This window comes from Nocardia sp. NPDC006982, from assembly GCF_042869435.1.
GTDB lineage: Bacteria > Actinomycetota > Actinomycetes > Mycobacteriales > Mycobacteriaceae > Nocardia.
Window position 1 is genome coordinate 1 of record NZ_JBIAFV010000038.1, and the last position, 25,934, is coordinate 25,934.

General features: G+C 62.5%; 24 protein-coding genes and 4 pseudogenes. 17 read left to right on the forward strand and 11 right to left on the reverse strand.

Annotated features, from left to right (window positions below; genetic code table 11):
• Positions 1 to 180 precede the first annotated feature (180 nt).
• A complete protein-coding gene (locus ACFYOW_RS47465) occupies positions 181 to 780 on the reverse strand; it encodes an NADPH-dependent FMN reductase (protein ID WP_387298487.1) in 600 nt (199 codons plus the stop codon).
• 34 nt (positions 781 to 814) lie between these two features.
• Positions 815 to 2,047: an FAD-dependent oxidoreductase gene (locus ACFYOW_RS47470; RefSeq protein ID WP_387298443.1), complete on the reverse strand. Its 1,233-nt coding sequence runs from the start codon at positions 2,045 to 2,047 to the stop codon at positions 815 to 817.
• A 48-nt stretch (positions 2,048 to 2,095) separates the two neighbouring features.
• Between ACFYOW_RS47470 and ACFYOW_RS47475 the strand changes: the two genes are divergently transcribed.
• The 4 genes from ACFYOW_RS47475 to ACFYOW_RS47490 all read left to right on the forward strand — a co-directional run bounded on the left by ACFYOW_RS47475 (position 2,096) and on the right by ACFYOW_RS47490 (position 5,632).
• Entirely contained in the window at positions 2,096 to 2,911 is an 816-nt protein-coding gene (locus ACFYOW_RS47475) for an IclR family transcriptional regulator (RefSeq protein WP_387298445.1), read from the forward strand.
• Positions 2,912 to 3,025: 114 nt separating this feature from the next.
• On the forward strand, positions 3,026 to 4,117 hold the full coding sequence (locus ACFYOW_RS47480) for a cupin domain-containing protein (protein WP_387298447.1): 1,092 nt from the start codon (positions 3,026 to 3,028) through the stop codon (positions 4,115 to 4,117).
• On the forward strand, positions 4,114 to 4,932 hold the full coding sequence (locus tag ACFYOW_RS47485; RefSeq protein WP_387298449.1) for a fumarylacetoacetate hydrolase family protein: 819 nt from the start codon (positions 4,114 to 4,116) through the stop codon (positions 4,930 to 4,932). The genes ACFYOW_RS47480 and ACFYOW_RS47485 overlap by 4 nt, the downstream gene beginning before the upstream one ends.
• 10 nt (positions 4,933 to 4,942) lie before the next feature.
• Positions 4,943 to 5,632 (forward strand): maleylpyruvate isomerase family mycothiol-dependent enzyme, encoded by a 690-nt coding sequence (locus ACFYOW_RS47490; protein WP_387298451.1) that lies wholly within the window; start codon positions 4,943 to 4,945, stop codon positions 5,630 to 5,632.
• A 19-nt stretch (positions 5,633 to 5,651) separates the two neighbouring features.
• Here the strand turns inward: ACFYOW_RS47490 and ACFYOW_RS47495 are convergent, their stop codons facing one another.
• The 3 genes from ACFYOW_RS47495 to ACFYOW_RS47505 are packed head-to-tail and all read right to left on the reverse strand — an operon-like array spanning position 5,652 to position 7,606.
• Positions 5,652 to 6,344, reverse strand: coding sequence for an MBL fold metallo-hydrolase (locus ACFYOW_RS47495; protein ID WP_387298453.1), 693 nt, complete (start codon positions 6,342 to 6,344; stop codon positions 5,652 to 5,654).
• On the reverse strand, positions 6,344 to 7,066 hold the full coding sequence (locus ACFYOW_RS47500; protein WP_387298455.1) for a class II aldolase/adducin family protein: 723 nt from the start codon (positions 7,064 to 7,066) through the stop codon (positions 6,344 to 6,346). The genes ACFYOW_RS47495 and ACFYOW_RS47500 overlap by 1 nt, the downstream gene beginning before the upstream one ends.
• A gap of 27 nt (positions 7,067 to 7,093) precedes the next feature.
• Entirely contained in the window at positions 7,094 to 7,606 is a 513-nt protein-coding gene (locus tag ACFYOW_RS47505) for a MarR family winged helix-turn-helix transcriptional regulator (RefSeq protein WP_387298457.1), read from the reverse strand.
• Positions 7,607 to 7,707: 101 nt separating this feature from the next.
• Here ACFYOW_RS47505 and ACFYOW_RS47510 point away from each other — a divergent pair, with 101 nt between their 5' ends.
• The 9 genes and pseudogenes from ACFYOW_RS47510 (at position 7,708) to pcaG (ending at position 14,120) form a co-directional block, all read left to right on the forward strand.
• Positions 7,708 to 8,805: a hypothetical protein gene (locus ACFYOW_RS47510; RefSeq protein WP_387298459.1), complete on the forward strand. Its 1,098-nt coding sequence runs from the start codon at positions 7,708 to 7,710 to the stop codon at positions 8,803 to 8,805.
• A gap of 164 nt (positions 8,806 to 8,969) precedes the next feature.
• Positions 8,970 to 9,827, forward strand: a complete 858-nt coding sequence (locus tag ACFYOW_RS47515) for a TAXI family TRAP transporter solute-binding subunit (RefSeq protein ID WP_387298461.1) — start codon at positions 8,970 to 8,972, stop codon at positions 9,825 to 9,827.
• Positions 9,828 to 9,829: 2 nt separating this feature from the next.
• Positions 9,830 to 10,354, forward strand: a pseudogene (locus ACFYOW_RS47520) (CoA transferase subunit A); the annotation flags it as partial.
• A 210-nt stretch (positions 10,355 to 10,564) separates the two neighbouring features.
• The gene (locus ACFYOW_RS47525; protein WP_387298489.1) at positions 10,565 to 11,530 is read left to right on the forward strand and encodes a fumarylacetoacetate hydrolase family protein; all 966 of its coding nucleotides are present in this window, start codon (positions 10,565 to 10,567) and stop codon (positions 11,528 to 11,530) included.
• Positions 11,530 to 11,715, forward strand: a complete 186-nt coding sequence (locus tag ACFYOW_RS47530) for a fumarylacetoacetate hydrolase family protein (protein WP_387298463.1) — start codon at positions 11,530 to 11,532, stop codon at positions 11,713 to 11,715. Before ACFYOW_RS47525 ends, ACFYOW_RS47530 begins: the two co-directional genes overlap by 1 nt.
• Positions 11,712 to 12,284: a hypothetical protein gene (locus tag ACFYOW_RS47535; protein ID WP_387298465.1), complete on the forward strand. Its 573-nt coding sequence runs from the start codon at positions 11,712 to 11,714 to the stop codon at positions 12,282 to 12,284. The genes ACFYOW_RS47530 and ACFYOW_RS47535 overlap by 4 nt, the downstream gene beginning before the upstream one ends.
• Positions 12,281 to 12,700, forward strand: a complete 420-nt coding sequence (locus tag ACFYOW_RS47540; protein WP_387298467.1) for a hypothetical protein — start codon at positions 12,281 to 12,283, stop codon at positions 12,698 to 12,700. Before ACFYOW_RS47535 ends, ACFYOW_RS47540 begins: the two co-directional genes overlap by 4 nt.
• Positions 12,701 to 12,745: 45 nt before the next feature.
• The gene (gene pcaH / locus ACFYOW_RS47545; RefSeq protein ID WP_387298469.1) at positions 12,746 to 13,465 is read left to right on the forward strand and encodes a protocatechuate 3,4-dioxygenase subunit beta; all 720 of its coding nucleotides are present in this window, start codon (positions 12,746 to 12,748) and stop codon (positions 13,463 to 13,465) included.
• Complete coding sequence (gene pcaG, locus ACFYOW_RS47550; protein ID WP_387298471.1) at positions 13,458 to 14,120, forward strand: protocatechuate 3,4-dioxygenase subunit alpha; 663 nt, start codon at positions 13,458 to 13,460, stop codon at positions 14,118 to 14,120. The genes pcaH and pcaG overlap by 8 nt, the downstream gene beginning before the upstream one ends.
• 158 nt (positions 14,121 to 14,278) lie before the next feature.
• Here pcaG and ACFYOW_RS47555 read toward each other — a convergent pair whose 3' ends face one another.
• Together ACFYOW_RS47555 and ACFYOW_RS47560 are read right to left on the reverse strand one after the other, a co-directional pair.
• The gene (locus tag ACFYOW_RS47555) at positions 14,279 to 14,698 is read right to left on the reverse strand and encodes a nitroreductase/quinone reductase family protein (protein WP_387298473.1); all 420 of its coding nucleotides are present in this window, start codon (positions 14,696 to 14,698) and stop codon (positions 14,279 to 14,281) included.
• Between the two features lie 288 nt (positions 14,699 to 14,986).
• Positions 14,987 to 15,862: a hypothetical protein gene (locus ACFYOW_RS47560; protein WP_387298475.1), complete on the reverse strand. Its 876-nt coding sequence runs from the start codon at positions 15,860 to 15,862 to the stop codon at positions 14,987 to 14,989.
• A gap of 115 nt (positions 15,863 to 15,977) precedes the next feature.
• Between ACFYOW_RS47560 and ACFYOW_RS47565 the strand changes: the two genes are divergently transcribed.
• The 4 genes and pseudogenes from ACFYOW_RS47565 to ACFYOW_RS47580 all read left to right on the forward strand — a co-directional run bounded on the left by ACFYOW_RS47565 (position 15,978) and on the right by ACFYOW_RS47580 (position 21,196).
• Positions 15,978 to 16,883, forward strand: a complete 906-nt coding sequence (locus tag ACFYOW_RS47565; protein ID WP_387298477.1) for a sigma-70 family RNA polymerase sigma factor — start codon at positions 15,978 to 15,980, stop codon at positions 16,881 to 16,883.
• Between the two features lie 396 nt (positions 16,884 to 17,279).
• Positions 17,280 to 18,305 (forward strand): annotated as a pseudogene (locus tag ACFYOW_RS47570) (gamma-glutamyltransferase); the annotation flags it as partial.
• 91 nt (positions 18,306 to 18,396) lie between these two features.
• Positions 18,397 to 19,032, forward strand: a complete 636-nt coding sequence (locus ACFYOW_RS47575) for a gamma-glutamyltransferase (protein WP_387298479.1) — start codon at positions 18,397 to 18,399, stop codon at positions 19,030 to 19,032.
• A 591-nt stretch (positions 19,033 to 19,623) separates the two neighbouring features.
• Positions 19,624 to 21,196: pseudogene (locus tag ACFYOW_RS47580) on the forward strand (IS1182 family transposase).
• 141 nt (positions 21,197 to 21,337) lie between these two features.
• On the opposite strand, the gene ACFYOW_RS47585 reads toward ACFYOW_RS47580, so the two are convergent.
• The 4 genes and pseudogenes from ACFYOW_RS47585 to ACFYOW_RS47600 form a co-directional block, all read right to left on the reverse strand.
• The gene (locus ACFYOW_RS47585) at positions 21,338 to 22,102 is read right to left on the reverse strand and encodes a pyrroline-5-carboxylate reductase family protein (protein ID WP_387298481.1); all 765 of its coding nucleotides are present in this window, start codon (positions 22,100 to 22,102) and stop codon (positions 21,338 to 21,340) included.
• Complete coding sequence (locus ACFYOW_RS47590) at positions 22,099 to 25,119, reverse strand: amino acid adenylation domain-containing protein (protein WP_387298483.1); 3,021 nt, start codon at positions 25,117 to 25,119, stop codon at positions 22,099 to 22,101. Before ACFYOW_RS47590 ends, ACFYOW_RS47585 begins: the two co-directional genes overlap by 4 nt.
• 392 nt (positions 25,120 to 25,511) lie before the next feature.
• On the reverse strand, positions 25,512 to 25,805 hold the full coding sequence (locus ACFYOW_RS47595; protein ID WP_387298485.1) for an IS3 family transposase: 294 nt from the start codon (positions 25,803 to 25,805) through the stop codon (positions 25,512 to 25,514).
• A pseudogene (locus ACFYOW_RS47600) lies at positions 25,718 to 25,934 on the reverse strand (hypothetical protein); the annotation flags it as partial. The pseudogene ACFYOW_RS47600 and the gene ACFYOW_RS47595, both read right to left, overlap by 88 nt.

Here is a 25,934-nt window from a genome sequence, read left to right on the forward strand (position 1 = left end):
ACGCTGTTGTTCCGACTGGGATGTGAGTACCTGCTCTCGGCGCGTGTGATCTGGCCCAGCCCCGACACGGTCGTTCGTCGCGTCGTGCACGCCCGCGAACAGGCCCATATGGATTCGTCGGTGCACTGCCGGTCGACGCAGCCGTAGCCGGCGATGATCGGAGCCCTAGATCGACTGTCATCAGACGTTCGGGTAGACCACCTCCGCCTTGGCCTGCCGCAATGCCCTTGCCCACCAGGACAACTCGTCGAGCAGCACATCCGCGGCAGCGTTGACGAGCTCTGCGGACTTCGGAGTGCCATCGGTATCGAAGCGTTCCCAGAAGTTCGTGAAACTGACTGTCTCTCGGATAGTGACGGCGCGCAGTTCGGCGAAGACCGTTCGGAGCTGTTCGACAGCCCGCATCCCGCCCGCACCGCCGCCGTAACTGACGAACCCGACCGGCTTGGCGCGCCACTCCGGGTTGATCGAGTCGATTGCAAGCTTGAGCGCTGCTGGATAGCCATGGTTGTACTCGGGGGTAACGATCACGAAGGCGTCTGCCGCGTCGACCCTCGCTGCCCACGCGCGCACGTCAGGTGAGTCATACTCGCCGGATCGCGCGGGTTTGGCCTGTTGGGTGAGGGGCAATGACAGGTCAGCCAGGTCGACCACATCCAGCTTGATATCTGGGCGCTGTTCGATTCTGCCTCGTATCCACGACACAACTGTCGGCCCTGCCCTGCCGGTCCTCACGCTGCCACAAATGAGTGCAACTTGAAACTGATCTGATTGAGTCAACTGCCTGTCCTTTTCGTCTGACTGATGGGTGACCTCATGCCGGCTGTTCTTCGACAAGGACAGCGACGCGCGAGTTGGAAGGTCCCCATAACCAGTCGGTGTACTTGTAGCTGGACGTGTCACGGATGCGGAACAGTTCGTTTCGTACGAGACGCGCGGTGCCATCGAGGTGCCACAGTTCTCCCCACATACGTCCGACCGACAAGATGCGGTTGCAACGTGGTGCTCGTTCACTGTTGACTTCGGCGAGGATCTTCGGCCAAACAGTGTTACTCCGCGTTCCGGCGAACCAGCGGGAAGCGCATTCCGCCAGACAGTCGGCATCCTCGATCGCCATGACTGCTCCTGACGCGAGATACTGCAGCGGCGGATGCGCGGCATCGCCGAGAAGGATCATGCGCCCACTCACCCAGTTCTCGATCGGCTCGCGGTCCGACATCGGCCACCAGCGATCCGTCCAAAGGCGTTCGATGCCGGCCTGCACATTGGGGTGGCAATGCGCAAAGGCCTGTGCCAATTCGTCTGGGCCACCCCAATCCGGATCGCCGCGTTTGAATCGAGCGGATTCGAAGACAGCCACCTGATTGAGCATCGAACCGCCTCGCAGCGGGTACTGGATGAAGTGGCAGCCAGGCCCTATGTAACCGACTACATCCCGCGGGTCGGTTCCAATACCCGCGTGCTCGATCGGGAAGGTTCCGCGGTACGCGACATAGCCGGACATCACAGGATCATCGTTGGAAACGTATTGGCGCAGAGTTGATTTCAGCCCGTCCATACCGATGACTACGTCACCCTCCCAGGATCGACCATCCGAAGCGCTGACGATCGCGTGGTCTGTGTCGGTCTGCGCGCCAGCCACGTGTACACCAACGCAGAGTTCGGCCCCGGCACGTTGTGCAGCGTTGATCAGGGCACCGTGCAGGTCGCTGCGGTGGACGACGAAGTACGGCCCACCGTAGCGACGCTGAAACTCTGAGCCGAGGTCGACTGAAGTGAGGACTTCAGCAGTCAGAGCGTCTTTGAACACGAGGCTGCGCGGGCGCACCCCGAGCTCGAGCAACTTCTCCAACAGACCCCAATCCTGCAGGATTCGGGCACCATGCGGACCTATCTGAACCCCCGCACCTTCCTCGCCGAGTTCAGGTTTCTGCTCCAGCACGGTTACTTGTGCGCCCTTGGTGGCCAACGCGAACGCGACAGCTGCACCACCTATGCCTCCGCCCACAACAATCACCCTTGTATTGAAGAGAGCGGCGCTGTTCATGGAGCCATCGTGCTGCCCTGCAGGGACAACGGGCCATATGATTCTGCTATGGAGAATCATCGGCATCCGCCAATGATCCAGAAGCCGACGTACATGCTCGCCTCGGTCGACAATGCGTTGCGCTTATTGCAGATGCTGCGCGACATCGGAGGGGTACGACTCCAAGATGCGGCGCAGCAGCTCGGCGTCGCGCCCTCGACAGCCCACCGGCTGATGGCCATGCTGGTGTACCGAGGTTTCGCGGTCCAGGATGAGAAGCGTCTGTATCACCCAGGTCCCGCCATGGGGGCAGCGCCCGCGCAGCGGGGATGGACCCGTACCTTCACTGATTTGTCGCGCCCACACATGCAGGCTCTGGCACGCGAATGCGGTGAAACCGTCAACCTGGTGATCCGCATAGGCACGCAGGTCAGATTCCTGTTGTCCGCCGAATCGACCCAGGTGTTGCGGGTCGGCGATCGGCAGGGGCAGGTGCTCGACGCCCATAGGACCGCCGGCGGGAAGATCCTGCTGGCCGAACTTCGCCCTGAGATACTGGCGCAGATGTATCTGCGCTCGACCGGCCGGCAAGAAGTCGCCACGGAAGCTGGAGATCCACGCATGCCCTGGAAGGAGTTCGACGACTTTGTGCGGGATCTCGAAAACTGCCGTACCGCTGGTTTTGCGATAAATATGCAGCAAAGCGAGGACGGCATCGCCGCGATTGGCATGGCCGTTCGCAACCGGGCGGGGCGCGCGCTCGGAGCAATCAGTGTGGCGGTGCCGGTGGTCCGATACCAAGATCACCTTCGAGGGTCTTTGATCTTGCAACTGCGCGAGACGGTTACTCGCCTCGAAGCTGACACAGCGTCTGTCGAGGATTAGGTAATTCTGCAAAGCAGAATCAGCTGCCGGTTCGGTCGGCCCGATACCTACTGTCATTTCCAATGACACCGCGCTAGCGACGTGCGGCGGTAGATGTCGAGGAGATCCATGGAGATGACTACCACCGATCGCGCTTCTCAGCCGCAGGACGATCGACTCGCGCTGCTCTACCACGACCTCGAGGTCGAGCACGTGAACCCGCTGTGGACACAAATAGGTGATCTGATGCCTTCTGTTCCGGCGTCGAAGGCGGTCCCGTTCGTCTGGAAGTGGTCCAAGCTGCTCGGCTTGGCCCAGCGGGCAGGCGAACTTGTCCCTGTCGGTCGCGGTGGGGAACGGCGGGCGGTCGCGCTTGCCAACCCTGGGCTGGCCGGCGCGCCGTACATCACTCCGACCCTGTGGGCGGCAATCCAGTATCTGGGATCGCGCGAAGCCGCTCCCGAACATCGCCACAGCCAGAACGCTTTTCGATTCGTTGTGGAAGGCGAAGGTGTCTGGACTGTGGTCAACGGCGATCCGGTCGCGATGCGCCGCGGTGATCTGCTGCTGACCCCTGGATGGCACTTCCATGGTCACCACAACCAGACGGATCAGCCGATGGCCTGGATCGATGGGCTGGACATCCCGTTCGTGCACTATATCGACTCCGAGTTTTTCGAAGTCGGTACCAGCGATATTCCACGCTATTTCACGCCCGAGGTATCGCGCTCGGAGCGATTGTGGGCCCACCCAGGGCTGCGTCCACTAGTAGGACTGGACACGAAATCCAGCTCACCGATCGCTGCCTACCGTTGGATCCACACCGACAGTGCCCTCGCCCAGCAACTCGAACTCGAGAGCGAAGGTTACCCTGCGACCATCGAATCCGGTCATGCAGCGGTCCGCTACACGAATCCGACCACAGGCGGAGACATCCTGCCCACCATTCGAGCCGAGTTTCATCGACTGCGCGAAAGAGTGCGAACGCGAACCCGCCGGGATGTCGGATCAACTGTCTACCAGGTATTCGAGGGCTCAGGCCGGTTCCATCTCGACCACGACATTTTCGATGTCGGTATCGGCGATCTCGTGGTTGTCCCGTCGTGGACGGAATGGTCGATCGAATCGAATTCGCAATTGGATCTCTTCTCCTTCTCGGATGCCCCCATCATCGAGCGGCTTCATTTCGACCGAACGACAACCTCTCCTCGAGACGCATACCAATGAAACTCGCTACTTTACGGCTGAACGGCACGACGGCTGCGGTTCGTATGGAGGACCGCACTGCCACGGTCATCGGCGGCTATACGGACCTCTCCATGCTCCTCAGTGTTCCCGAGTGGAAATCGGTGGCGGCCGCGGCCGTCGGGGAGACTGTCGATCTCCAGGATGCTGATTATGCACCCGTTCTCCCCCGGCCAGGAAAGGTGGTATGCGTCGGCCTCAACTACGCAACGCATATCGACGAGATGGGACGCGATCGGCCCAGGTATCCGACGCTCTTCTCGAAGTTCAAAGAGGCACTGACCGGGCCGTACGATGATGTTGTCGTACCCAGCTACGCGGCAAAAGCCCTTGATTGGGAAGCCGAACTTGCCGTTATCGTCGGCAAACAGGCCTATCAGGTACCGGAAACCGAAGCCGACGATTACATCGCCGGGTATTCCGTAGCCAACGACTATACTATGCGCGATTATCAGTACCGCACTCTGCAGTGGGATCAGGGTAAGACCTTCGAGAAGACCACAGGCTTCGGACCGGTTCTCGACACCGAGTATCGGCTCGGTACCGAGATCACAACGCGCCTGGAAGGCGAACTGATGCAATGTGCCACCACCGACGATCTCGTCTTCGGCCCGGCGCAATTGATCGTCTACATCTCACACATCGTCACCCTGCAGCCCGGTGATGTGATCCTCACAGGAACCACCGGCGGCGTTGGACATTCACGAAATCCCGCTCGCTATATTCAACACAATGAGACGGTCGAAGTTTCGATCGACGGACTCGGGTCGGTAAAAAACAAGACAATCGTGATCTAGGCCGTGGCACATGAACTTTCACGACCTGGACTTATCCGAACGCCTAGCTCTGACACGTCGCGGCAGCGCATATTTCTCGCGGCAGCTCGCCAAACTCTCCGAGGACGACAAGGACCGTCCGTCCTTGCTGCCCGGATGGACGTGTCGGCACGTGATAGCACATGTGTGTTACAACGCCACCGCGCTGTGCCGTTTGATGGACTGGGCCGCAACAGGTGTCGAGAACCCGATGTACGCATCGGCGGAGCAGCGTGACACGGAGATCGACGAAGGCGCGAAGCTATCCACCCGCGCATTGCGCGGCTTGTACGACCGCACTGCCGCAGAGCTGCGGGGGAGCTGGAGCCGACTGCCCGCCACCGCCTGGTCGTCTGAAGTCCGCACCGCACTAGGCTGGGTTGTGCCCGCAGCAGAGACCGTATGGATGAGGGCACGCGAAGTGTGGATCCATGCTGTCGACCTGGACCTTGGCGGGCGATTCGATGAGTTTCCAGAGGTGGTGCTCGACGGTCTGCTGACCGACATCGTTGAAACGTGGCGGGGTCGCCAGGTGGGTGAAGGGCTGGTTCTGCAGGTCCGCGGTCGCGTGCCTGACGAGATCGGGGAATCGGGCCAGTGCTACCCGGGTATCGGGTTCCCTTGGGGCGGTAGTGCGTTGGGCTGCCGGTCGTGGTTTCGCTGGAGTCGACCTGGTCGGTGATCCGGTACCTCCGGCGTGGTTATAGCTCGGTGTCGGCAGTCGCGGGCGTCAAATTCGTGTCGTCGACCTCGAAGGGAACCCCTTCGTCGAGGACGATCGTTCGGCTGCCGGCAGGGCCGAGGTTCGTGAGCAGTTGGTAGTGGAGAGTGCGATGGATGTCAGCCAGGCCTGCCTGGTGAATCGGGATGATGACCCGCGGCGCGACGACCCGCGCATAGTCGATTGCCTCGCCGATCTTCATCCATGGGCCCCCTATGGGCAGCAGGAGGACGGCGGCGGATTGGGGCTGGTCGAATGCGTCGCCGGGGTGTAGCACGGTGTCGTCCACCAGGTAACCGTTATTCGGAAGATCAGGCAAATCCTGATGGATGGTCGCGTGGCTACCGCCGACGACCGCGATGGGGATGCCAGTCACAGTGACAGTTTCGCCGGGGTGGCCGACGTCGTGAAGGAGCCCGGCGTTCGACAGTGCTGTTGTACTGCCGAGATCGGCGAGTAGTCGGACACCTGGGTTGGCAGCCAAGAGCTCCACGGCCCGGTCGACGTCGAGATGGTCGGGGTGGGCGTGAGTCACCAGCACCGCGTCGAGGTCTCGCAGACCCATGAAGTTCGTGGAGTACGCGCCAGGATCGACGAGAATGCGCACATTCTGGTCATGCTCGTTGGTTGTTTCGATGAGGACGCACGATTGCCCGAAATGAGTGATGCGCATCAGACTGAACTCCGCTCGAAGGAATCGGCGGCTATCGATGCGCGCCGAACCAAGTACTCATACCCGGCGGCCAGTTGCGAGGCGTTCCAGATCTGGTCGCGTTTGAACCGTGTTTCGGCCGCGCTGGAGGCTGTACGGGGACCGCCGGCGGCCTCCGCCACCAGTTGGGTGCGGCAGGCTCGTTCGAGCAACACCGCATACATGACCGCGGTTGCGACATCTGGGCCAACGGTGACTGCCCCGTGGTGAGGCATCAGAATGCCGTTGGCATCACCGAGTTGCTCGGCAAGCGCCCGCCCAAGGTCTGCAGTCGCGATCAATGCCCCGGTCACGGTGAATCGGGGAAGCTGTGGATACGTGAACGGCACGGCGTCATGAGAGATGGGCCGGAGTTCTTGCCGCAATGACGCAAACGCGCTCAATGCGGGGGCGTGCGTATGCACCACGCATCCGACATCGGCTCGGCTGGAAAGTATTTCGGTGTGGATGGGGAACTCCAGGTGCCGTGCGCCCTTGCCGGAGAGGACATCGCCCTCCGCCGAGACCAAAACGACTCGATCGGCGTCGATCTCCTCGAATCCGAATCCGGAGGCTTTCATCCAGGCACCTCTGCCGTCCGGATCACGGACGGAGGCATGCCCCCAGACCATATCGGTGAGGCCCGCGACGGCGAGCGCCCGGCTGGCGCGCACTACGTCGGCAATGACCTGTTGCGGTGACACGATCTTCTCCCTTTCAGGTCAAGTCGCCTAGGCCGTCGACGAGCGTCTCGGCGCACGTCGACGCCGCGGAGCAGCGCCTGCCGCTTCCTCTTGTTCTGCCCACTCGACAATTCCGGCGAGAAATCCCTGCCGGTCACGTGGGCTCAGGGCAGACATCGCGGCGAGGAGGCCCGCGCTACGAGCCGCAATAAAGTCCTCGAAGATGGGGCGGATGCCATCGGCGAAAGAGACCAGCGTCCGGCGCCGATTCGCTGGGTCTTCGCGGCGCTCGACCAAATCGGCACGGCTGAGGTCTCCCACCAGTTCACTGGTGGTGGACAGAGACAGATGCAGTCGGCCCGCGAGATCGCTGACGCTGGCAGGCTCCCCGACCAAGAGCTGGACGAGCACGGCGCCATGCCGTGGACCAAGGCGGTGCTCTTCGTATGTCTCTCGCAGCGGTTCCGGCATGTCGTTGTGGGCACGTTGAAATGACGCGGAGATGAGTGGCACGCGGCTCAGCACGACAAGCTCTTCGCTGGTTGGCCGTCGATCCGTCATGTAGCCGATCCTAGCAAGATTTGGACTCCCGAGCAGTTCGGATTTGCTGTACAGTTTGGATATACGAACTATGCGAAGCTCCGAACAGAGGAGGCGGGCCGTTGTCCGCAATCAGCTACTACGACGCGGTCAACGATGCGTTGGAGCGCACCGACGACCTGGGATATGAGCGAGGCGAAGCAATGGACCTCGCCAATCATGGGCCGATGGGAGCCGAAGCTCTTGCCACGCTTGGGCATACCGACGCGGTTGCTTCTTGGGTTGAAACGTATCGCCGCGCAATGAGTTTTCACGAGCCGCCGCAAGCACGGTTCCCGCTCGACGAGAATGACGAGCTCTCCTGGCGGCCCGCCCTCGGCGTGTTCGAGCGAGTGGGTGACTGGGACCAGCTATTCGTACGCGAACTGGCAGAAGCGCCATGGCAGGACGTGCTTGTCCGCTGGTGGCCTCGACTGATACCCGGACTGTACTCACAACTCACCCACGGGCTGATCCGCACTGCTCACGCGGTGCGCAGCCTTTCGGCGACGCCCGAACCAAGCCGGGCTCAACTTGTAGAGTTGGCCCGCGGCCTCGCGTATTGGGCCGGCAGGTATCGGCCGCTACCCGGCTACCCCGACCGGACCAGACTGACTGGAGATAGCAGTGTTGCCGACGCAGTAGCCGGCCTTGCTCGAATCCCGCTGCCCGCAAAACCGACGCCGGAGGCGATTCAGCAACGGCGTGCCGCAATCCTTGTGCACCCCGGTCTCGCGGACGGACTGGCCGCACTGAGAGACGGCGATCCGCAGTTTCTCCTGTCGGAGATGACCGCCGAATTCGCGGGCATATACCTCGCACACCCTCGCCCACCGATTCCGATGGTGCATGGTGTGACGGCCCCGGCAGCGATCCGCCTCGTTTTACCGCATCTGCCCACCGAATTGCACGGTTCGACGATCTTCTCGATGTGGCAGACACACCTGGTCATGTTGCTGACCTTTACCGGCGACTCCGCAGGAGAGGATTCGGCCTGGCATACGGCGGCATCGAACTCGCATCTGTCCTGGGACGAATTGGGCGCCCGTGCGGCCGAGCACCGTGACGAGCACGTCATCAAGTTCACCGAAGCGTGTCTGCGCGAGCATCTGCTGCGACCTGATCCGCGCTACGCAGTAGCAGCGTACGCAGCGATCGAACGCATTCCGCGTCCGGAATGACCGCAGGCGCTTCACCCAGCCCGGACCCCGCTGACGAAGCAGGACGATAACCGATGTCCCACAACACGCTCAGACCGAGAATTGACCGATCGATCACGCTGCACTTCAGCGGGGACTCAGGCAGTGCGAACGTGCATCGGATTTGTGGCTGGATCGGTTCCCGCTTGACCGAACTGTGTGGCAGCCACACCCGCATCGCCATCTGGAACGGGGACGGGATGGGACGCAACGTGCGCGCAGTCGGCCGAGGCCAGGTCGACATCGCCGTCAGCACACCCGCGGCGTTCGTGGCAGCGGCCGTGCACGGTCGCGGTCCTTACGCCGATGAATCATTTCCACACCTGCGCGCCTTCGGCGTGGTGCCTCAACAAGATCGCCTGGTTTTCGCGATCCACAAGGACCTTGGGATCTCCAACTTCGAAGACCTCCGGCAAAGCAAACCGGCGCTGATCGTGGCGACCGGAGCGAACGACGGCAATCACCACGTCGGGACTGCCGTACACGAGCTATTGGCGCGGACCTCGGTCGATGTCCGTGGATGGGGCGGCACGTTGCTGGAAGACCAGAGCCCCTTCCAGTCCTTGGACCGCGTCCGCGCGCGGGAAGCGAACGCCATCATCCATGAGGCAGTCATGGTGCCCGGCTGGCAGGAGATCGGGCCCGACATGACATTTCTGCCCCTCGAACAGGACGTGCTCAACGGACTTCGCAGCGATCTGTTCTGGCCGGACGCCGTGGTGCCTGGCGGCTACTTCCCGGGTGCACCCGAGTTCCGAACTCTGGACTTCAGTGACTTCCTCGTCTACGGGCGTGCTGACCTGCCCGATGACATCGCTTACGCGCTCGCGTGGGTGCTGGTCGAGACCCGGCAAGGATTTGAAGCGCAGTACCACCACATCCCGGCCGAACGGAGCCCGGTGACCTACCCCTTGGACCCCATGGCGATGTCGCGCACTCCGATTCCCCTTCATCCGGGTGCCGCTGCCTACTACAAAGCCGCCCTGCTCACCCGCGACGTCTGACAATGGCCAGAATTCTCTCGCTGACCGACGCGGTCGCGGAAATGGTCCTCGACGGCGACACCGTCGCCCTCGAGGGGTTCACCCATCTCATTCCCTTCGCCGCCGGACACGAGATCATCCGCCAACGTCGACGTGACCTCACCCTGGTCCGGATGACTCCGGACATCCTGTATGACCAGCTGATCGGTGCCGGGTGTGTACGAAAGCTCGTATTCTCGTGGGGCGGCAACCCGGGTGTCGGGTCGCTATATCGCTTCCGTGACGCAATCGAACGGGCATGGCCTGCGCCGCTCGCCATCGAATAGCACACCCACGCCGGTAGGGCCAACCGGTATGTCGCGGGCGCTTCGGGCTTACCCTTCGCTGTATTGCGCGGCAGCGCCGGCACCGACCTTCCCAAGGTGAACGACACCATCAAGTCGGTTGTCTGCCCATTTACTGGCGAACAGTTGACGGCCGTTGCAGCGCTCAATCCCGATCTCGCAATCATCCATGCTCAGCGGGCCGACAGGCACGGGAACGTTCAGTTCTGGGGGGTATTGGGGTTCAGAAGGAAGCTGTACTCGCCGCGAAACGCTGTTTGGTCACCGTCGAAGAGATCGTGGATACGTCTCTCCGGTACCTGGTTCGGTAGTCCTGCCCGGCTGGGCAGTCACCGCCGTCTCCGAAGTCCCAGGCGGTGCCCATCCCTCCTACGCGCAGGGCTATTCGGAGCGAGACAATGCCTACTACGCCGCATGGGCCGCGACCGGCATGCTTTCACCCGCTGGCTCGATGAACACGTGTTCCTGAAAAGCAATGCGGCACAAGCCCGCACGGCTGACATCGGCGAGGTCGTCGACCCAGTCGAGACAGGCTATACACCGGACGAGATGATGACCGTCGCTGCCGCTCGCGCCCTGGACAGTAGTCAGCGTTGTTTCGTTGGAATTGGACTCCCCTCTGCTGCAGCAAATCTGGCGCGAGTCACCCACGCGGCCGTGTGTATCGCGCGAGGATCGGGCTACAGCATTATCGACGGCGAGCGTTTCGACTGGGACGAGAAGGATTTTCTCGTGGTGCCGTCGTGTGCGTACGAAGGCATCAAGATGGAGTACATCAATCTGCTCACCGGCGGACACGTACTGGCCGAGTTCATCCGCCGCGGCGACTGGTCTTTCGATGCCCACAATCTGCACGCCTCCACCTTGCCCCATATTCCGCTGGACAGCGTCAAACTACTGGCTCCTCTACCTGCACCGCGGAAAGTCGTCAGTGCATCGGCCAATTACTACGAGCATGTGGAGGAGATGCACGATGATCACACGATTATGGACTGGGGCGGATTCATCAAGGCGCACTCGTCGGTTATCGGCCGAACTGGAACCGTGCAGCTACCCTATGTTGACAAGAGAACCGACCATGAAGGCGAGTTGGCGGTAGTTATCGGTTCGACCGCGCAGCACGTGCAGGCAGCGGAGGCGCTCGACTACGTCTTCGGCTATGCGTGCCTACTCGATATCACCGTGAGGTCGACGGAAGACCGGTCTACTCGCAAATCGTTCGACACCTTTACCCCAATCGGTCCCTGGGTCACAACAGCGGACGAGACCGTCGACCCAGGCGTACTGGAGTTGCGCTGCTGGGTCAATGGCGTGTTGCGTCAATCCTCCGACACCAGCCGGATGATCTACAGCGTGCCGGCTCCTACTTCAGCTCGGTGATGACGCTGCATGCCGGCGACATCATCGCCACGGGGACACCGGCAGGAGTTGGGCCAATCGAGAACGGTGACGTAGTGGCCGTGGAAATCACCGGGCTGGGAAGACTCGAGATGGATGTGTGGACCGACTACGCAATCCCCTACGCAGACCGGCCCGGCAGGCGCCCGAACAGGGAGGTTCGATGACCCGGCTCCCTGTGACGTTGGCATGCGGTGAGTACGATCGCACCGCTGCCCTCCGCAACAGCGCTGTCACCCCGGAAGGGATCGACCTGAACTATCTGGCCATCCCTCCCGAAGAAGTCTTCTTCCGGATGTTGAAATTCCATGAATTCGACGTTGTGGAAATGTCATTGTCCTCATATCTTATACCCCTGGAACGAACTGGAGATTTCATAGCGATACCGGTGCTTCCGTCACGCACCTTTCGGCACAACGCGATCTATGTCAACGCCCACGCCGGCATCGAATCTCCCGCCGATTTGATGGATAGGTGCGTCGGTGTGCCCGAATATCAGATGACAACGGCGGTTTTCATCCGGGGATACTTGCCGATCGCCATGGTCTTCCCGTATCCGGCGCGAAGTATCGAACCGGGGGTCTTCACGAACCGGGGCTATCGGAGAAACTCTCACTGCCTGCGGAATGGAGGTGAACATCGAACCTATTCCCGACGATCGCGCACTGGACCAGATATTGATATCCGGCGAATTGGACGCCCTAGACAGCGCCCGGATGCCACAGTCCTTCCGTGAAGACGACCATCGAATCAACCGCCGGTCCCGCGATCCTCGACGAGAGGAAGAGACATACTTCCGGGAAACCGGAATCTTTCCAAATTATGCACACTGTGGCGATTCGCCGTGATCTATACGACAAGAATCCGTGGATCGCTCCCTCTTTGTACAAGGCATTCGAACATGCCCGGGTGCACGCGATCATGCAAATCAGAGAAAACAATGCCCTCCGTTACGCATTACCGTGGCTCTACGAAGAATTCGAGCGCACCACTGCGACCATGGGAACCGACTACTGGCCGTATGGGGTCGATATGAACACCAAGGTGCTAGAGACCTTCTTGCGCTATTCACGTGAGCAAGGGCTGACGTCCACCCAATACCAACCGGGCGATCTTTTCGCACCGGAAACTTTGCAGGCTTTCACGGTCTGACCGGTTCGAAAATTCCACGCAACCATTCAGTTTCGAGGAGATCGGATGACCACCTTCCCGCCAGGTCGTCAACGGTCGGAGGACTTCAACACCCCGCTGGACTTCGCCGACTACCAAGGCACTCGACTGCGCCACCCCAAACAATCACTGATACTGCTGCCGGATCGACTGCTCGACCATACCGGACCGGTATTCGGGCCGGAACGTGTCGAGGTCGGCGACGACGACCTCACGGTTGCTCATGGTGGCGAGGCGATCGGACAACGGATCATCGTCCATGGGCGAGTACTCGACAGTGACGGAAGAGCCATACCACAGAGCCTGATCGAAATGTGGCAGGCCAACGCCGGCGGGCGGTACCGACACACCGGCGACCGCTGGCCCGCTCCCCTCGACCCGCATTTCGACGGCTGGGGTCGGTGCGTGACCGATGCAGAGGGGTACTACCGATTCACGACCATCAAGCCCGGCGCTTACCCGTGGCAGAACCACGGCAATGCTTGGCGCCCGGCCCATATTCACTTTTCACTCTTCGGCACGGCGTTCAGTCAGCGTCTCGTGACACAGATGTACTTCCCCGACGACCCACTCTTCTTTCAAGACCCTATCTACAACGCGGTACCCGAGCAGGCTCGCCACAGAATGGTCAGTGTCTTCGACCCCGAGGTCACCGTCGACCACTGGGCTTTGGGGTATCGCTTCGACATTGTTCTAAGAGGCTCCTCCGCAACGTTTTTCGAGAACGGCGGTGATCGCGATGACTGATGATGCGCGCCCCCGGTATGTTGTGGCTCCCGGAAATTTCACCACCGCAACATTCGGTCCCACACCCTCCCAGACCGTCGGTCCGTTCTGGCACATCGGGTTGTGCTGGTCCGACGGGCCCGACGTCGTCGTCTCTGGTACGGCGGGATCGATCACAGTGGCCGTCACCGTCCTTGATGGCGTCAACGCCCCGGTCACCGATGCGATGGTCGAAACCTGGCAAGCAGATCTCGACGGGAAGTTCGCCACGGCGAGCGGGCTGCGCACGGCACCGCTGAGACCCCGAAGCTTCCGCGGATTCGGCCGGGCTGCCGCTGATCTCACTGGAACTGCGCGAGTTCAAACTGTCAAACCTGGCGCTGTTCGCTCTGAATTAGGAAGTTACGCACCATATATCGACATTTCGATCTTCGCCCGAGGCATGCTCGATCGTGTCGTGACACGGCTGTACTTCCCGGACGACACTGATGCCCACGAGGAGGATCCGCTCCTGATGCATCTGAGCCCGATCGCCCGGACCAAGCTCATCGCGACCAGGGTGCAAGACGGTTTCGCCTGGACGGTTCACCTCCAGGATGGAGGCATCGATGGGCTCGAGACGCCATTCCTGGCCCTTCAGGGTCAGCCATTACACGGCACTGACCAGGTCGGGTAACTTCCCCGCCGCTGGGCTCGTCATTTGAAGAGACGCGACCGGCGGGGTCGGATCCGGGTCGCATTCCTGTCCGTCTGCGAGCCGTGGGACACGACCGGAGGGAAACCGGCTGCGAGCGCGCTGACCGATCAGCCGGCCTCCGATGGCGGACGGTCGTTTCAGACCAGGGTGAGGCGGATGACCACTCCGCCCTGCTGCCAGGTCTGGAAGATGTCGGCCTTGTTGGGCTCGCCGGCGGCGTCGAAGCCGATCCCGTTGAAGCGGGCATTGCTCGGATTGTCCCGCGCAATCACGTCGAACAGGTGCATCACGCCGTCGAGGTCGGAGACCAGCGTCGCCAGAGCCGAGCGTTTGGGCCCGCCCATCGACACCTGTATCGGAACGTTCTTGCGCAAATTCTTCAGCCATGAATGTTTCAGGGTGCCAATGAGCAGCGAGCCCTCACTGGCCGTGTACGCGACCGGGATATCGTATCTTTTGCCGGATTTGCGGCCTACCAAATGCAGGACGAGCAGTTTGCGCCCAGCGATCGAGCCGAGGCCGGGTATCCGCAAGATCAGCCGGACAAATCGATTCACGGCACGCTGTATCGCGAGAGGAGATTGCGGGCCGGAAGTTGAGGGTGTGCCATATGGGTTTGTCAAAGAGGGATCCGAAGTCATTATTGTTCCCTTCCGAACACGGTCGTACGTGGCCTGCGCATCGGGCGGCTACCTCGCGAGTATCGAGATCTACACGTGGTGCTGCTTAGGCGGGAGTCGCACAGCGGTGTTGTCGATTAAGGAATCTCGCACAGCGACGGCCTGGTCGGCCGTCGCGCGCTGGTCCGGTCATCGCCCTGTCGGGTACCACAGCGATATCCGGGGTCAGTTCGTTTTGGTCAGCGAACCCACGGTCACCATGAACGGAACGTCGTGCTCCGTTCCCGAAAGGATGGTGGTTTGACGCCCGCCATCGTCGGCAATCGACCAGAACGTCAGTGTGTCCGCACCGCAGGTTTGCGTGGACGGGGACAGCTCAGCGGTATTTCCATGAGCGTCGAAGGTCCATGTGCATCCGTCGGCGGTGTGAGCCGCGACGGTACCGTCCGCGGAGGGTGTGAAGGTCACCGGCCCGGACATGGGACCCGGTGTGAAAAGCACCGGTACAAAATACTCATTGGTTGCGGTGTTGGTGGGGAACGGTGCTTGATCGAACGCCCAGGTTCCGCTGAATCGCTCTGCGGTCTCGGCGCGCGTACCCGAGGCCGCGTTCGTCCGGCGGCCGTCCTCCAGACCGAATGCAACGGTCAGCGGCCCGAGATAGCTGTTCGCACGCAGTGTTTCCTGTTCGAACCCGTCATGGACGGTGACACGCCACCGGTAGATGTTGTAACCGGACCTGATCACGTGGTTGAAGCAATACTGGGTGGTCGAGGTCAATTCCAGGGCATCGCCCACGTCTCGGAAATGCCAGGTGCAGCCCTGATCGGTATGACCCAGGATTTCACCGTCTGCGCCTCGGGTGAAGGTGACAGTGCCGATCTGAGGGATGTCAGGCTGGTATCCGAAGAGGTCGATGGTCGCGATATTGGTTTTGGTGAGATGGTCCGGCTGGTCGTAATTCCATGTACCCAGGTACTTTTCGCTGGCTTCGGGCGTTTCGCCAGATGTGGCAGAGTCTGCATGGACGTATGCCGGGGCGGCCAGACACGCCAAAGCCAACGCGGCCGCCGCGGTAAGTCTGCTCGAGTTGCGGAACATGAGTTCTCCTCCCATAGTGCCTTGCGAATTTGCAGGTCAGCACTATGACGAGGCAACATCCAGAAAAGTTACAGGCGAGCGGTAACTTTTCGTATCGCTGTACCGTCGTATCAGTATGGAGATCGCTGACGAGCAGTTCACCGCCCTGTGGCGGGCGCATCGTGCCTACGTGGTGGATCTGGCGTTTCGAATACTAGGGGACATCGCGGCGGCAGAAGACGTCGCGCAGGAGGCGTTCCTGCGGCTCGGCCACATTCGCGCGGACGAACTCGACAACGTCCGTGGATGGCTCACGGTGGTAACCGGCCGCCTGTGCCTGGACCTGTTGGGCAGCGCCCGAGCACGACGCGAGCGTCCCGGCGATCCAACACTACTGGATTCGGTCATCTCGCCGGGAACTGATCCAGCCGACCGAGTGACACTGGACGACCGTGTTCAATCGGCACTGGCCGTCGTGCTACAGCGGCTGAACCCCTCGGAGCGGGTGGCATTCGTCCTCCACGATGTGTTCAGCTGGCCCTTCGAAGGAATCTCGGTGATTTTGGGACGCCCGGTAGGCACGTGCCGGCAGCTGGCACGGAGGGCACGTGCGAAGATCGCCAAGGCGACGGCGGTTCCGTCCAGTGACGATCTATCAATCGACAGCCCTGATCTCGATGACATCGATCAGACAATGGCTGCCACTCACCGAGATATCCTCGACAGGTTCATCACCGCATGCTCCGGCGGCGACCTCGACGCCCTGCTCAGCGTGCTTGCCCCGGATGCATGGGGAACCGCAACATTCGTAGCAGGATCCTTGCCCACGCCCGCGGACACATTCGGTGCGGCAGCCGTGGCGTCGAACCTGCTCACATACTTCGGATCCGGCGCAACGCTGGTGTCGCACCCAGCGCCTGCAACAGTCGGGATCCTGGCCTACCACAACCGTGTTCTCTACGGCATCCTCGTGCTCACAACGAGAGACCACAGCGTCGCAGGCATCGAGGCGTTCGTCGATCCGACCGTAGTCATGGGATAAGGCGTCCCATGGCACGTCGATCAGAACGAGACGCTGCGTATCCGTCGTAACCGCCCGGCCAGCCTACTCGAGTCAATACCTGGCAGAGCTGACGAAAGAGCCTGAAGCGGAGGAGGTTTCACGAGATTCCGGTTCCGGGTGAGACTTCCCACCCGTGGTCACAGCACTAAGGTCCCAGCCATGAGGCGCATGCGACCGCAGATGTGGGCCGGTGCCACCGCCGCCCTGCTGCTTGTGTTTGGTTCGGCCACTGCGTGCTCGTCCGCCTCGGACCAGAGCAGCGCGTCGTGCGCCACCACACCCAATGGCGTTCCAGTTACTTTGGGTGTCCCGCTCGGCCCCACGTCGACGAACCTGTCCACGAATCCAGAAATCGCGACCGGCTATCGCACCGGCATGAAACCGGTACGCACCGCAAGTTTCGCGGTCTCCACCGCCAATCCGGTCTCCACCGCCGCCGCGTGCCGGGTGTTGCACGACGGCGGTACTGCTGCAGACACGCTCATTGTCGCTCAGACGGTCCTCAACCTCGTGGAGCCGCAGGCAACCGGCATCGGCGGGGGCGCATTCCTGATCTACTACGACGCGGCCACGAAAACTGTCGACGCCTATGACGGCCGTGAGACAGCACCGGCCCTCGCGACTCCGGACTACCTGCGCTGGATCAGCGACACCGATCATGCTGCACCGCAACCGAACACCCGCGCGAGCGGCCGGTCCATCGGTACGCCCGGAGTGCTGCGGCTCCTTGAACTCGCGCACGTCGAACACGGCAAGCGCCTCTGGAGGGACCTGTTCGATCCCGCTATCTCCCTGGCCGACCACAGTTTTACCATCAGCCCTCGCCTGGCGAGCCAGATCGCTTCCTCCGCAAAAGAGCTCAGTGCCGACGCGAACTCCCGCGCGTATTTTCTGGAACCTGACGGCAGCCCCAAACACGCCGGCGCCACGTTGACCAACCTGGCCTTCGGCAAGACGCTTTCTACCGTCGCCACCGAAGGGGGCGAACTCGTTCTACAACGAGCCGATCGCCGCCGATATCGTCGAGGCCATCGGCAACAGCGCAGGCGGTCGCACCGCGGGGATGACTACCGTCAGGGATCTGGCGACATATCAGGCAAAGAAGCGCACCGTGCTGTGTGCGCGTACCGCATCCACGAGATATGCGGCATGTCGAACCCGTCGTCGGGCGGCCTTGCCGTGGCAGCGACGCTCGGCATCCTTGCCCAGTTCGACCTGGCGTCGCTGAAACCGGGAAGTATCGAAGGCGGTGGCAATGCCGCACTCGACGGCGGCACCCCGAATGCGCAGGCCGTACACCTGATCTCCGAGGCCGAGCGACTTGCCTATGCAGACCGGGACAAATACGTGCCCGATCCCGATTTCGTTCCGCTGCCGGGCAACACACCGCAGGCCATGATCGACCCCAACTACCTGAAGCAGCGTGCCGCGCTCATCGACGCCAGCCACACGATGGGGTACGGCCAGGCCCGGCGACTTCGGCTCCGTGCCGGTGGGCACCGGACAACAGCAGGCCGAGCACGGCACCAGCGATATATCCATCGCCGACAAGTATGGCAACGCTGCGTCCGTGACCACTACCGTGGAGTCGGCGTTCGGCTCGTTCCACATGGTCGATGGGTTTCTGCTGAACAACCAGCTCACCGACTTCTCGGCGGAGCCGTTCGACACGGACGGAACACCGGTCGCGAACCGGATCGAAGCAGGTAAGCGCCCGCGGAGCTCTATGGCCCCGACGCTTGTCTTCGACTGCGCACCCGACGGGTCCCGCGGCCCACTGTCCTTCGTCACCGGCTCCCCCGGCGGCTCGGTCATCATCCAATTTGTGGTCAAAACGCTTGTCGCCATGCTCGATTGGGGACTCGACCCACAGCAGGCAGTATCCATCATCAACTTCGGTGCCGCCAACACCCCCATTACCAATGTCGGCGGCGAGCATCCAAGCGTGGATGCCTCCGACGATGGCGACCGCGACCCGCTGGTGCAGCGATTGCGGCAGATGGGCCATCAGGTTTCCGTGGCTCCGCTGTCGAGCGGCTCCTCCGCGTTGGCCCATGCCGGATCCGGCTGGATCGGCGGTGCCGATCCCCGTCGCGAAGGCACCGTAAACGGCGACCAGCCGCGGTAGGATTCCGAGCCGATTCGCGGGTGAGCAGGCCAATGCCGAGCGGACCACTACACCGAAGTCGCCGCGCCACCGACGGCGGATGTCGCCGTTCCGACCACGTACCCAAAAGCTCAGGATGCCAGGATAGTTATTTGACCGGTGTGTTCGTCAGATGGTGATATGCCCCGCGTTGTCGCCGGGACGGAGTACGTCTTCGCGGCAGTGAAGCATAATGTCCAGATCGTCGGCTCCGTATGGAATATCGGGGCAGCCCCATGGCTTTCACGGGTGCTGCGATGCCAGTCGCGGCGACGATGACGGTTTCGCCCGGCTGGAAAGCGGGCAGCGTCCATGCTTCTACCCGGTCGATTCCAGCCCAGATCAGGTCATCGTGGAGAAACCGAGCATCTGGGGCGTGTCGTCGGTCAAAGACCGCGCTGCCCAGGTCATACGCTGACCACCACCTGTCGTCGGCGGCAACTGCCATGGCTTCGACACAAGTGCGGGCCCGCGCAGGTGGGACGACGTAGCCGTTGAACTCGATATATGAGACTGCTGAATAACGCGAGGTGTCGACCCGGCCCTCCGGGCCGGGTCGAGGAGAATGTTTGGGTGCAGGGAGAGGGCGGGCCGGATCCAGAGTTGATGGACGCGGCGGCGTTGGTTGGGCATCTGGTTCCAGCGGGCAGTGTGTTCGCGTTTCTGACCGAGCATCGGCGGGAGTTGTTTCCCGCGGTGATGTTCGAGGATTTGTTTCCCAGCAGGACCGGGCGGCCGAGCTTGCCGTGCGAGATCGCGGCGTCGGTGTTGGTGTTGCAGGCACTGCATCATCTGTCGGATCGGGAGACCGTCGCAGCGGTGCGCTGTGATCTGCGGTGGAAGGTGGCGTGCGGGCTGGCCCTGGATGATGCGGGGTTCGATTCGTCGACGTTGACGTATTGGCGGCGCCGCCTGGCGAACTCGCAGGATCCGAACCGTATCTTCGACGCGGTCCGTGTGGTGGTCGCCGAAACCGGTGTGCTGCAGGGAAAAACGAAGCGTGCGCTGGATTCGGTGGTGCTCGACGACGCGGTCGCCACCCAGGACAGCGTCATTCAGCTGATCGCCGCGATCCGCCGGGTTCGACGTGAGGTGCCGGGAGCGGCGGAGATAGTCGTGGCCCGATGCTCGGCCCACGACTACGACGATCCGGGCAAGCCGGCCATCGCCTGGGACGACAAGCCCGCCCGCGAAGCATTGGTATCGGCTCTGGTCAACGACGCGAACACGGTCGTGAATGCGTTGGCGGGCACGGAATTCGACGAAGAAGTCCGTGACAAGGCCGAGCAGGCGCTGGCGTTGCTGGCGTTGATCGCCGGAGGAGGATGTCGAACCCGCCGAGGGCTCTGACGGCACCGACGGGCAGTGGCGCATCGCCCGCAATGTCGCCCAAGACTGGGTCATCTCGGTGGTCGACCCAGACGCACGCCATTTCCACAAGACCGTCGCGTCGCGTCAGGACGGCTATAAGGCTCATCTGTCGGTCGAACCCGACACCGGCCTGGTCATCGCGGCCCGCCTCGCCAAAGGTGCTGGAGGCGACAACCACGATGCCCTCGTCGCCTCCTCACTGCTCGACAACGACACCGATGCGCGAGAAGTGTTGGGCGACACAGCATATGGGACCGGAGACTTCCGCGCCGAGCTAGTGCGGCGCGAGCTGACCGCGATCATCAAACCGTTTCCGTTGCGCCCGGCGGTCGAGGGCGGCTTCACCAAGGACGACTGCCATGTCGACGAAGACGCCGCAATGGTGACCTGCCCGAACGGCGTCACCAAACATATCGCCGCCAAACGAGGGGTCACCTTCGGCGTCGCCTGTCGCGGCTGCCCGCTGCGTGCCAGGTGCACCACCAGCAAAGACGGTCGCATCCTGCATCTGCACCAACACGACGCCCTGCTACGCCGAGCCCGCCACGACTGGCACAGCGACCCGGACCTGCAAGCGACCCACCGCCAACACCGGCCCATGGTGGAGCGCACCATCTCCTGGCTCATCGGCCCGAAGAGACGCTGCCGGAAACTGCGCTACTGCGGCATCACCGCCAACAACCAATGGCTGCACACCCGTGCCGCGGCCCTCAACCTGCGCCGACTGCTCAACCTCGGCCTCACTCGCGCCACCGGGACCTGGGCCATCGCCTGAACCAGCGGGAGGGATCCCCCTCATCAACAACCCACCGTGCAGGCACCCACACGATTCCGGGGTTCCGCCGCACAGCGGCGGAACCCCAGAACAAGCCTTATTCAGCAGCATCCTAGTTGGTCACTGCGTGGGCACTGCTGCCTAAACGGCGGCGAGCACGGCTTGCGGTAGTCCGTGAGCTCGCGCCGCCGCCAGAGCTCGCTCGGTCGGCCCCCCAGGCGAGGCAACCGCTCGACGCAGCGCGAGTGTGTCGTGCTCGAGGTCGGCCAAGAGGTCAGCTGTACCGCGCAGCATTTCGGTGGCCAGAGGCATCGCCAGCTCCGCCGGGAGTCCGGCGTGAATAGCCGCATCCGCTTGCGCCTGCGCGAACATCGCAACCAGTGCGGGACCTACACCGGCCAGTGGAATCAGCGCGTCCACTTGCTGTTCCGGGATTCGCACGACCCTACCCACGAGGCCGAACAGTTCCGCGACGGCGGACTCCACATCCGCATCCAAGTGTTGGCCGGTCGGCACCGATACGATTCCGGCGCGGACCCGGACTGGAAGATTGACCGTTACCCGTACCGCACGCGACCGGCAGTACACCGCGTTCAGCTGCGCGGATGTCACACCGGATAGCACCGAAACCACAACGGCCCGCGTTCCGTCTAGTTCCCGGGCCACTTCGGCCAGCTGTTTCGGCTTGTGGCACAAAACGATTACATCCGCGCGAGCGGCGAGTTCGGCACTGGCTGCCACGGCGACGCCTCCGGTATCTGCGGCCAGTTCGGCCGCGCGCCCGGAACCGTTGTCGGTGCATAGGATCGGAGTTCCCCACCCGGTTGCCAAGGCACGCGCCATATTTCCCGCGCCGACCATGCCGATCGACACGAAGGCGCGCGAACCGTTCTGATGGTCAGTCATCGCAGATTCCTGTCCTCGACGAGTTCGGTCAGCAGCTCTCGCACGCGTGCCGCGATGCGTTCAGCCGTATCTGAATCGTCGCCACGCAGCTGTACCCGACCGGTCAGACCACCAGCCTCTTCGGTCACCTCCAGCAACCGCATGGAGTGGCCGCCGAGGATCGGCAGTTCGACCGGAGTCGCCTCGATGCCGTCGAGCAGCAGCGGTTCGGCGGCAGCTGGATGCACGAGGACGCGATTGGTCAGCATCGCCGAGGACAACCCCAGCTCTCCACATAGAAATTCAGCCGAGATCTGCGCGAACGCGGCGGGCTCGCCGAACCGGTCCGCCTCGATCTGCAACAACTGCCGCAGCGAATGCCCGACATCGACCACGGCGGGCTCGGATCGAGCGAAGGGACCTATCACAGGCTCCCACTCCGGCGCGGGCCGACGTAATACCATGGTACATATTGCAATTCGCCGACAATCAGGATCATTGGACGCCAGCGCGATAGCGAAAGCGGTACGCAAAAGCGCAGGCACGTCGACGGCCAGTGACCGTGCTTCGGCCCGCAACGGGCGGACCACTGACGCTGGCAACGACAGCCGTGCCGAGGACACCACACCATCCGCGTCTGCTGGCGGATCCACCTCACCCAGTCGGGACTGCCAGTACCGCAAGGCTTTTCCTGCGTCCACAGTCGGGTCCTGCGCACGGGCGAACTCCGGATAGTCGGCCGCCGGCTCCGGGCTCGCCGTGCTTCGAACTCCCGAGTACAGCTCGCCGAGCTCACCGACCAGGATGTCGAGAGAGGGTTCGTCGGCGACGAGACGGTGACAGCGCATCAGCAATGTGGATGTCGTTGAGGTCGGATGTTCGTACAGAGTCACATCGATCACCTGCCCGCGCGTGACGTCCATGTCACTGGCACACGCCACCGCAAGCTCCGAGGCCATTGTTTCTGCGGGTGCCGTCGCGGCCTCGACCGCGATGGCGGCCCGGTGCCGCACGGTCTGGCCCGGTGGCTGTCCGGGCTGCGCATCGAATGCGCAGCGCAGCACCGTATGTCTGCGCAGTATCGCTGCCACCGCACCGGTGAGCCGGTCCAGGTCCGGCCTCGCGTTCAGCTGGAATGCGCGCGCCACTACCGCTGGCGGTGCTGCGGGCGACGCCAGCTTCCACAGCCCCCGCTGTACCTCGGACAGCGGATATCGGGTTCCGGTCCGGCGTACCAACTCATCCGTCGGCCGCGCGGCGGACGTCCGTTCCGGCAAGTTCGCGGCGAGCATTGCGACCGTGGGATTGGCGAGGATGCGCTCCGTGGTGATGTAACGACCGAGACCGGCCGCGAGGCGGTTCGCGATGCGCGCCGCCAGCAGCGAGTGTCCGCCGAGATCGAAGAAGTTGTCGTCGCGACCGATCCCCGGCACATTCAATATGTCCGACCAGACTGCGGCAATTGCTCGTTGCACCGCTGTGCTCGGCGCGAACTCGTCGACGTTCGTCCGCCGCCCGCCGAACATGGGCTCCGGCAACGCTGACCGATCGACCTTCCCTGTGGCTCCCAGCGGCAACCGGTCCAGGAAGATGTACTTCGCCGGAATCATGTGGGCTGGAAGCAGCCTTGCCAGGTGTACCCGCAACCTGTCGCTGTCGAGAGCTGCACCCGCGGTGTTCTTTTCACCGACGATGTAGCCGACCAGGACGGTCCCGTGCGTTGGGCGGCGATGACCGACGACCACCGCGGAACGGACGGCCGGGTGATGGGCCAGCGCCAACTCGATCTCCGCCGGCTCGACCCGGTGCCCACGCAGGTTGATCTGCCGATCGCGCCGACCGAGGTACTCCAGTGTCTTGTTCGCGAGCAGACGTCCCAGATCACCTGTGCGATAGAGTCTCGCACCGCTCGCACCGGATGCTGAGATGAACGGATCGGCGATGAACCGCGCCGCCGTGCGGCCGGCGGCTCCCAAATATCCTCTGCTTACTCCCGTTCCGCCGATGTAGATTTCACCGACTTCACCTTGGCTGACCGGCCGCAGTGCGCCATCGAGCAGTCGCACCGAGACTCCTGGCAGCGGCGTACCGATCACATCGACGGTGCCGACCTTCGCCGGAGTGTTCGGGTGCTGGGTGGCAATGAGTGTGGTCTCGGTGAGCCCGAAATGATTGACTACCTTCCCGAATCTGGCCAGGGCCGCCGCATGTGCACGCAGCGGCAGGAAGCTCTCACCGCTGACCAATGTGGTGTCCAGCCGAGGTGGTTCGGTGGCAAACATCGGCGAATTGATCAGCCCGGTGAGCAAAGCCGGTGTGGCACTGAGCAAATGGGTCACGTCATACGCTTGTGCCGCCGCCAAGAGCTGTTCCGGGTTGCGGCGCACCGACTTTGAGGTAACCACTACCCTGGCCCCGGCGGCGAGTGGCATCAGCGCATCTCGCAGCCAGGGATCGAAGGTGAATGCCGCTACCTGCAGAACCACGTCGTGTTCCCCGAGCGAGACGTACGACGGTAGCGCGGCGTGGTAGGCGGCGAGGCTTTGATGTTCCACGGCAACACCTTTCGGCGTGCCCGTGGAGCCGGAAGTGAACATCACGTACGCCAGGTTCCGAGCATGAGCGGGGCCAGGGAACCGTACGTCATCGGAGCGGGAGGGTTCCGATGCGTCAACGACCGCGACTTCGGCGAGCCCGGACAGTCGTGTCTGCTGCTCTGCCTCGGTAATCACCAGGCGCACAACGGATCTTGTCATCCAGCTCCGCAGCGTATCGTCGGGGAAATCGCCATCCAGCGGCAGATACGCACCCCCGACGGCCCATACCGCCAGCACCGAGACGATCGCGACCGTGGGTTGTCGGACGCAGATTGCTGTCACTGTCTCGGGTCCGACTCCGCTGCGCCGCGCCCAATCTGCCATGGCATCGACCCGCTGGCCGAGCTCACTATACGTCAGTTCGCGCCCATCGTCGACAACAGCGACAGCGTCGGCGAAATTCTCGATCCCGCGCCGGATCCGATGATACAGACTGTCCATCCCCTGAGCCCTGCCCATGACCGCGCCGCCAGTATTCCCCTGGATGGCAAAATTACGCGAAATCGCCTGCAAAATAACATCATTGGGCACAACCATGCGGAGATCAGGCGGATCACATGCATCGTGACGATGTGGATGCGACGATGATGCGCCCGACGCGGTGGAGCATGGATGTGTGCCGCAATGGCCCACTCGCACACCGGGTTCGGTGGATCGAGCTGGCCATAGCGATCTTCGAATACCTCGAGGTCTTCCACACAACCACCGCCGACGGCACTCCGCACTCAGCATCCGCGCCCCGATCTAGTCCGAGATGATCTACCATGCGAACCAACCAGTGGCCTAGAGTCCAGCAACCCGACTGTCAATCCCCTCGAATCGTGGAGGGTCCTTTATGTGGTCTCGTCTCGTGACAGGGCCGCTGCCGAGGCCGCTCGGACGGCGGCCTTGTGGGTTTCGTAGTTGATCGGCGATATTCCGCCGCACAGGCTGTGTCGTCGGGTCGGGTTGTAGAAGCCGGTGATCCAGGTGACGATCCGCAGCGCGGCTTCGGCGCGGGTGCGGAACCGGTGCCGGTGCCGGTGAACGAACTCGACTTTCAGGGTGGAGTTGAACGATCGGCCCGGGAGTTGTCCAGGGCCGAGGCGACCCGGCCCATCGACTGCACTACACCCAGGTGCCGGCACAAGGCGTTCGTGGCTGCGGCGGTGTATTCCTCAGGTTCACCGCCGATCAACGCGGCCATCATCGCTCGTCCGGATACCCCGAAAATGTCGGACGCCACGACCGAGAGTTTGATGCAGGCGTCCTCGAGG

Bases quoted from the DNA above. Each gene is read 5' to 3' on its own strand.
- ACFYOW_RS47470 (WP_387298443.1), bottom strand. From the start codon at position 2,047: ATGAACAGCGCCGCTCTCTTCAATACAAGGGTGATTGTTGTGGGCGGA.
- ACFYOW_RS47475 (WP_387298445.1), top strand. From the start codon at position 2,096: ATGGAGAATCATCGGCATCCGCCAATGATCCAGAAGCCGACGTACATG.
- ACFYOW_RS47480 (WP_387298447.1), top strand. From the start codon at position 3,026: ATGACTACCACCGATCGCGCTTCTCAGCCGCAGGACGATCGACTCGCG.
- ACFYOW_RS47485 (WP_387298449.1), top strand. From the start codon at position 4,114: ATGAAACTCGCTACTTTACGGCTGAACGGCACGACGGCTGCGGTTCGT.
- ACFYOW_RS47490 (WP_387298451.1), top strand. From the start codon at position 4,943: ATGAACTTTCACGACCTGGACTTATCCGAACGCCTAGCTCTGACACGT.
- ACFYOW_RS47495 (WP_387298453.1), bottom strand. From the start codon at position 6,344: ATGCGCATCACTCATTTCGGGCAATCGTGCGTCCTCATCGAAACAACC.
- ACFYOW_RS47505 (WP_387298457.1), bottom strand. From the start codon at position 7,606: ATGACGGATCGACGGCCAACCAGCGAAGAGCTTGTCGTGCTGAGCCGC.
- ACFYOW_RS47525 (WP_387298489.1), top strand. From the start codon at position 10,565: ATGGGCCGCGACCGGCATGCTTTCACCCGCTGGCTCGATGAACACGTG.
- ACFYOW_RS47530 (WP_387298463.1), top strand. From the start codon at position 11,530: ATGACGCTGCATGCCGGCGACATCATCGCCACGGGGACACCGGCAGGA.
- ACFYOW_RS47535 (WP_387298465.1), top strand. From the start codon at position 11,712: ATGACCCGGCTCCCTGTGACGTTGGCATGCGGTGAGTACGATCGCACC.
- pcaH (WP_387298469.1), top strand. From the start codon at position 12,746: ATGACCACCTTCCCGCCAGGTCGTCAACGGTCGGAGGACTTCAACACC.
- pcaG (WP_387298471.1), top strand. From the start codon at position 13,458: ATGACTGATGATGCGCGCCCCCGGTATGTTGTGGCTCCCGGAAATTTC.
- ACFYOW_RS47560 (WP_387298475.1), bottom strand. From the start codon at position 15,862: ATGTTCCGCAACTCGAGCAGACTTACCGCGGCGGCCGCGTTGGCTTTG.
- ACFYOW_RS47565 (WP_387298477.1), top strand. From the start codon at position 15,978: ATGGAGATCGCTGACGAGCAGTTCACCGCCCTGTGGCGGGCGCATCGT.
- ACFYOW_RS47585 (WP_387298481.1), bottom strand. From the start codon at position 22,102: ATGACTGACCATCAGAACGGTTCGCGCGCCTTCGTGTCGATCGGCATG.
- ACFYOW_RS47590 (WP_387298483.1), bottom strand. From the start codon at position 25,119: ATGGACAGTCTGTATCATCGGATCCGGCGCGGGATCGAGAATTTCGCC.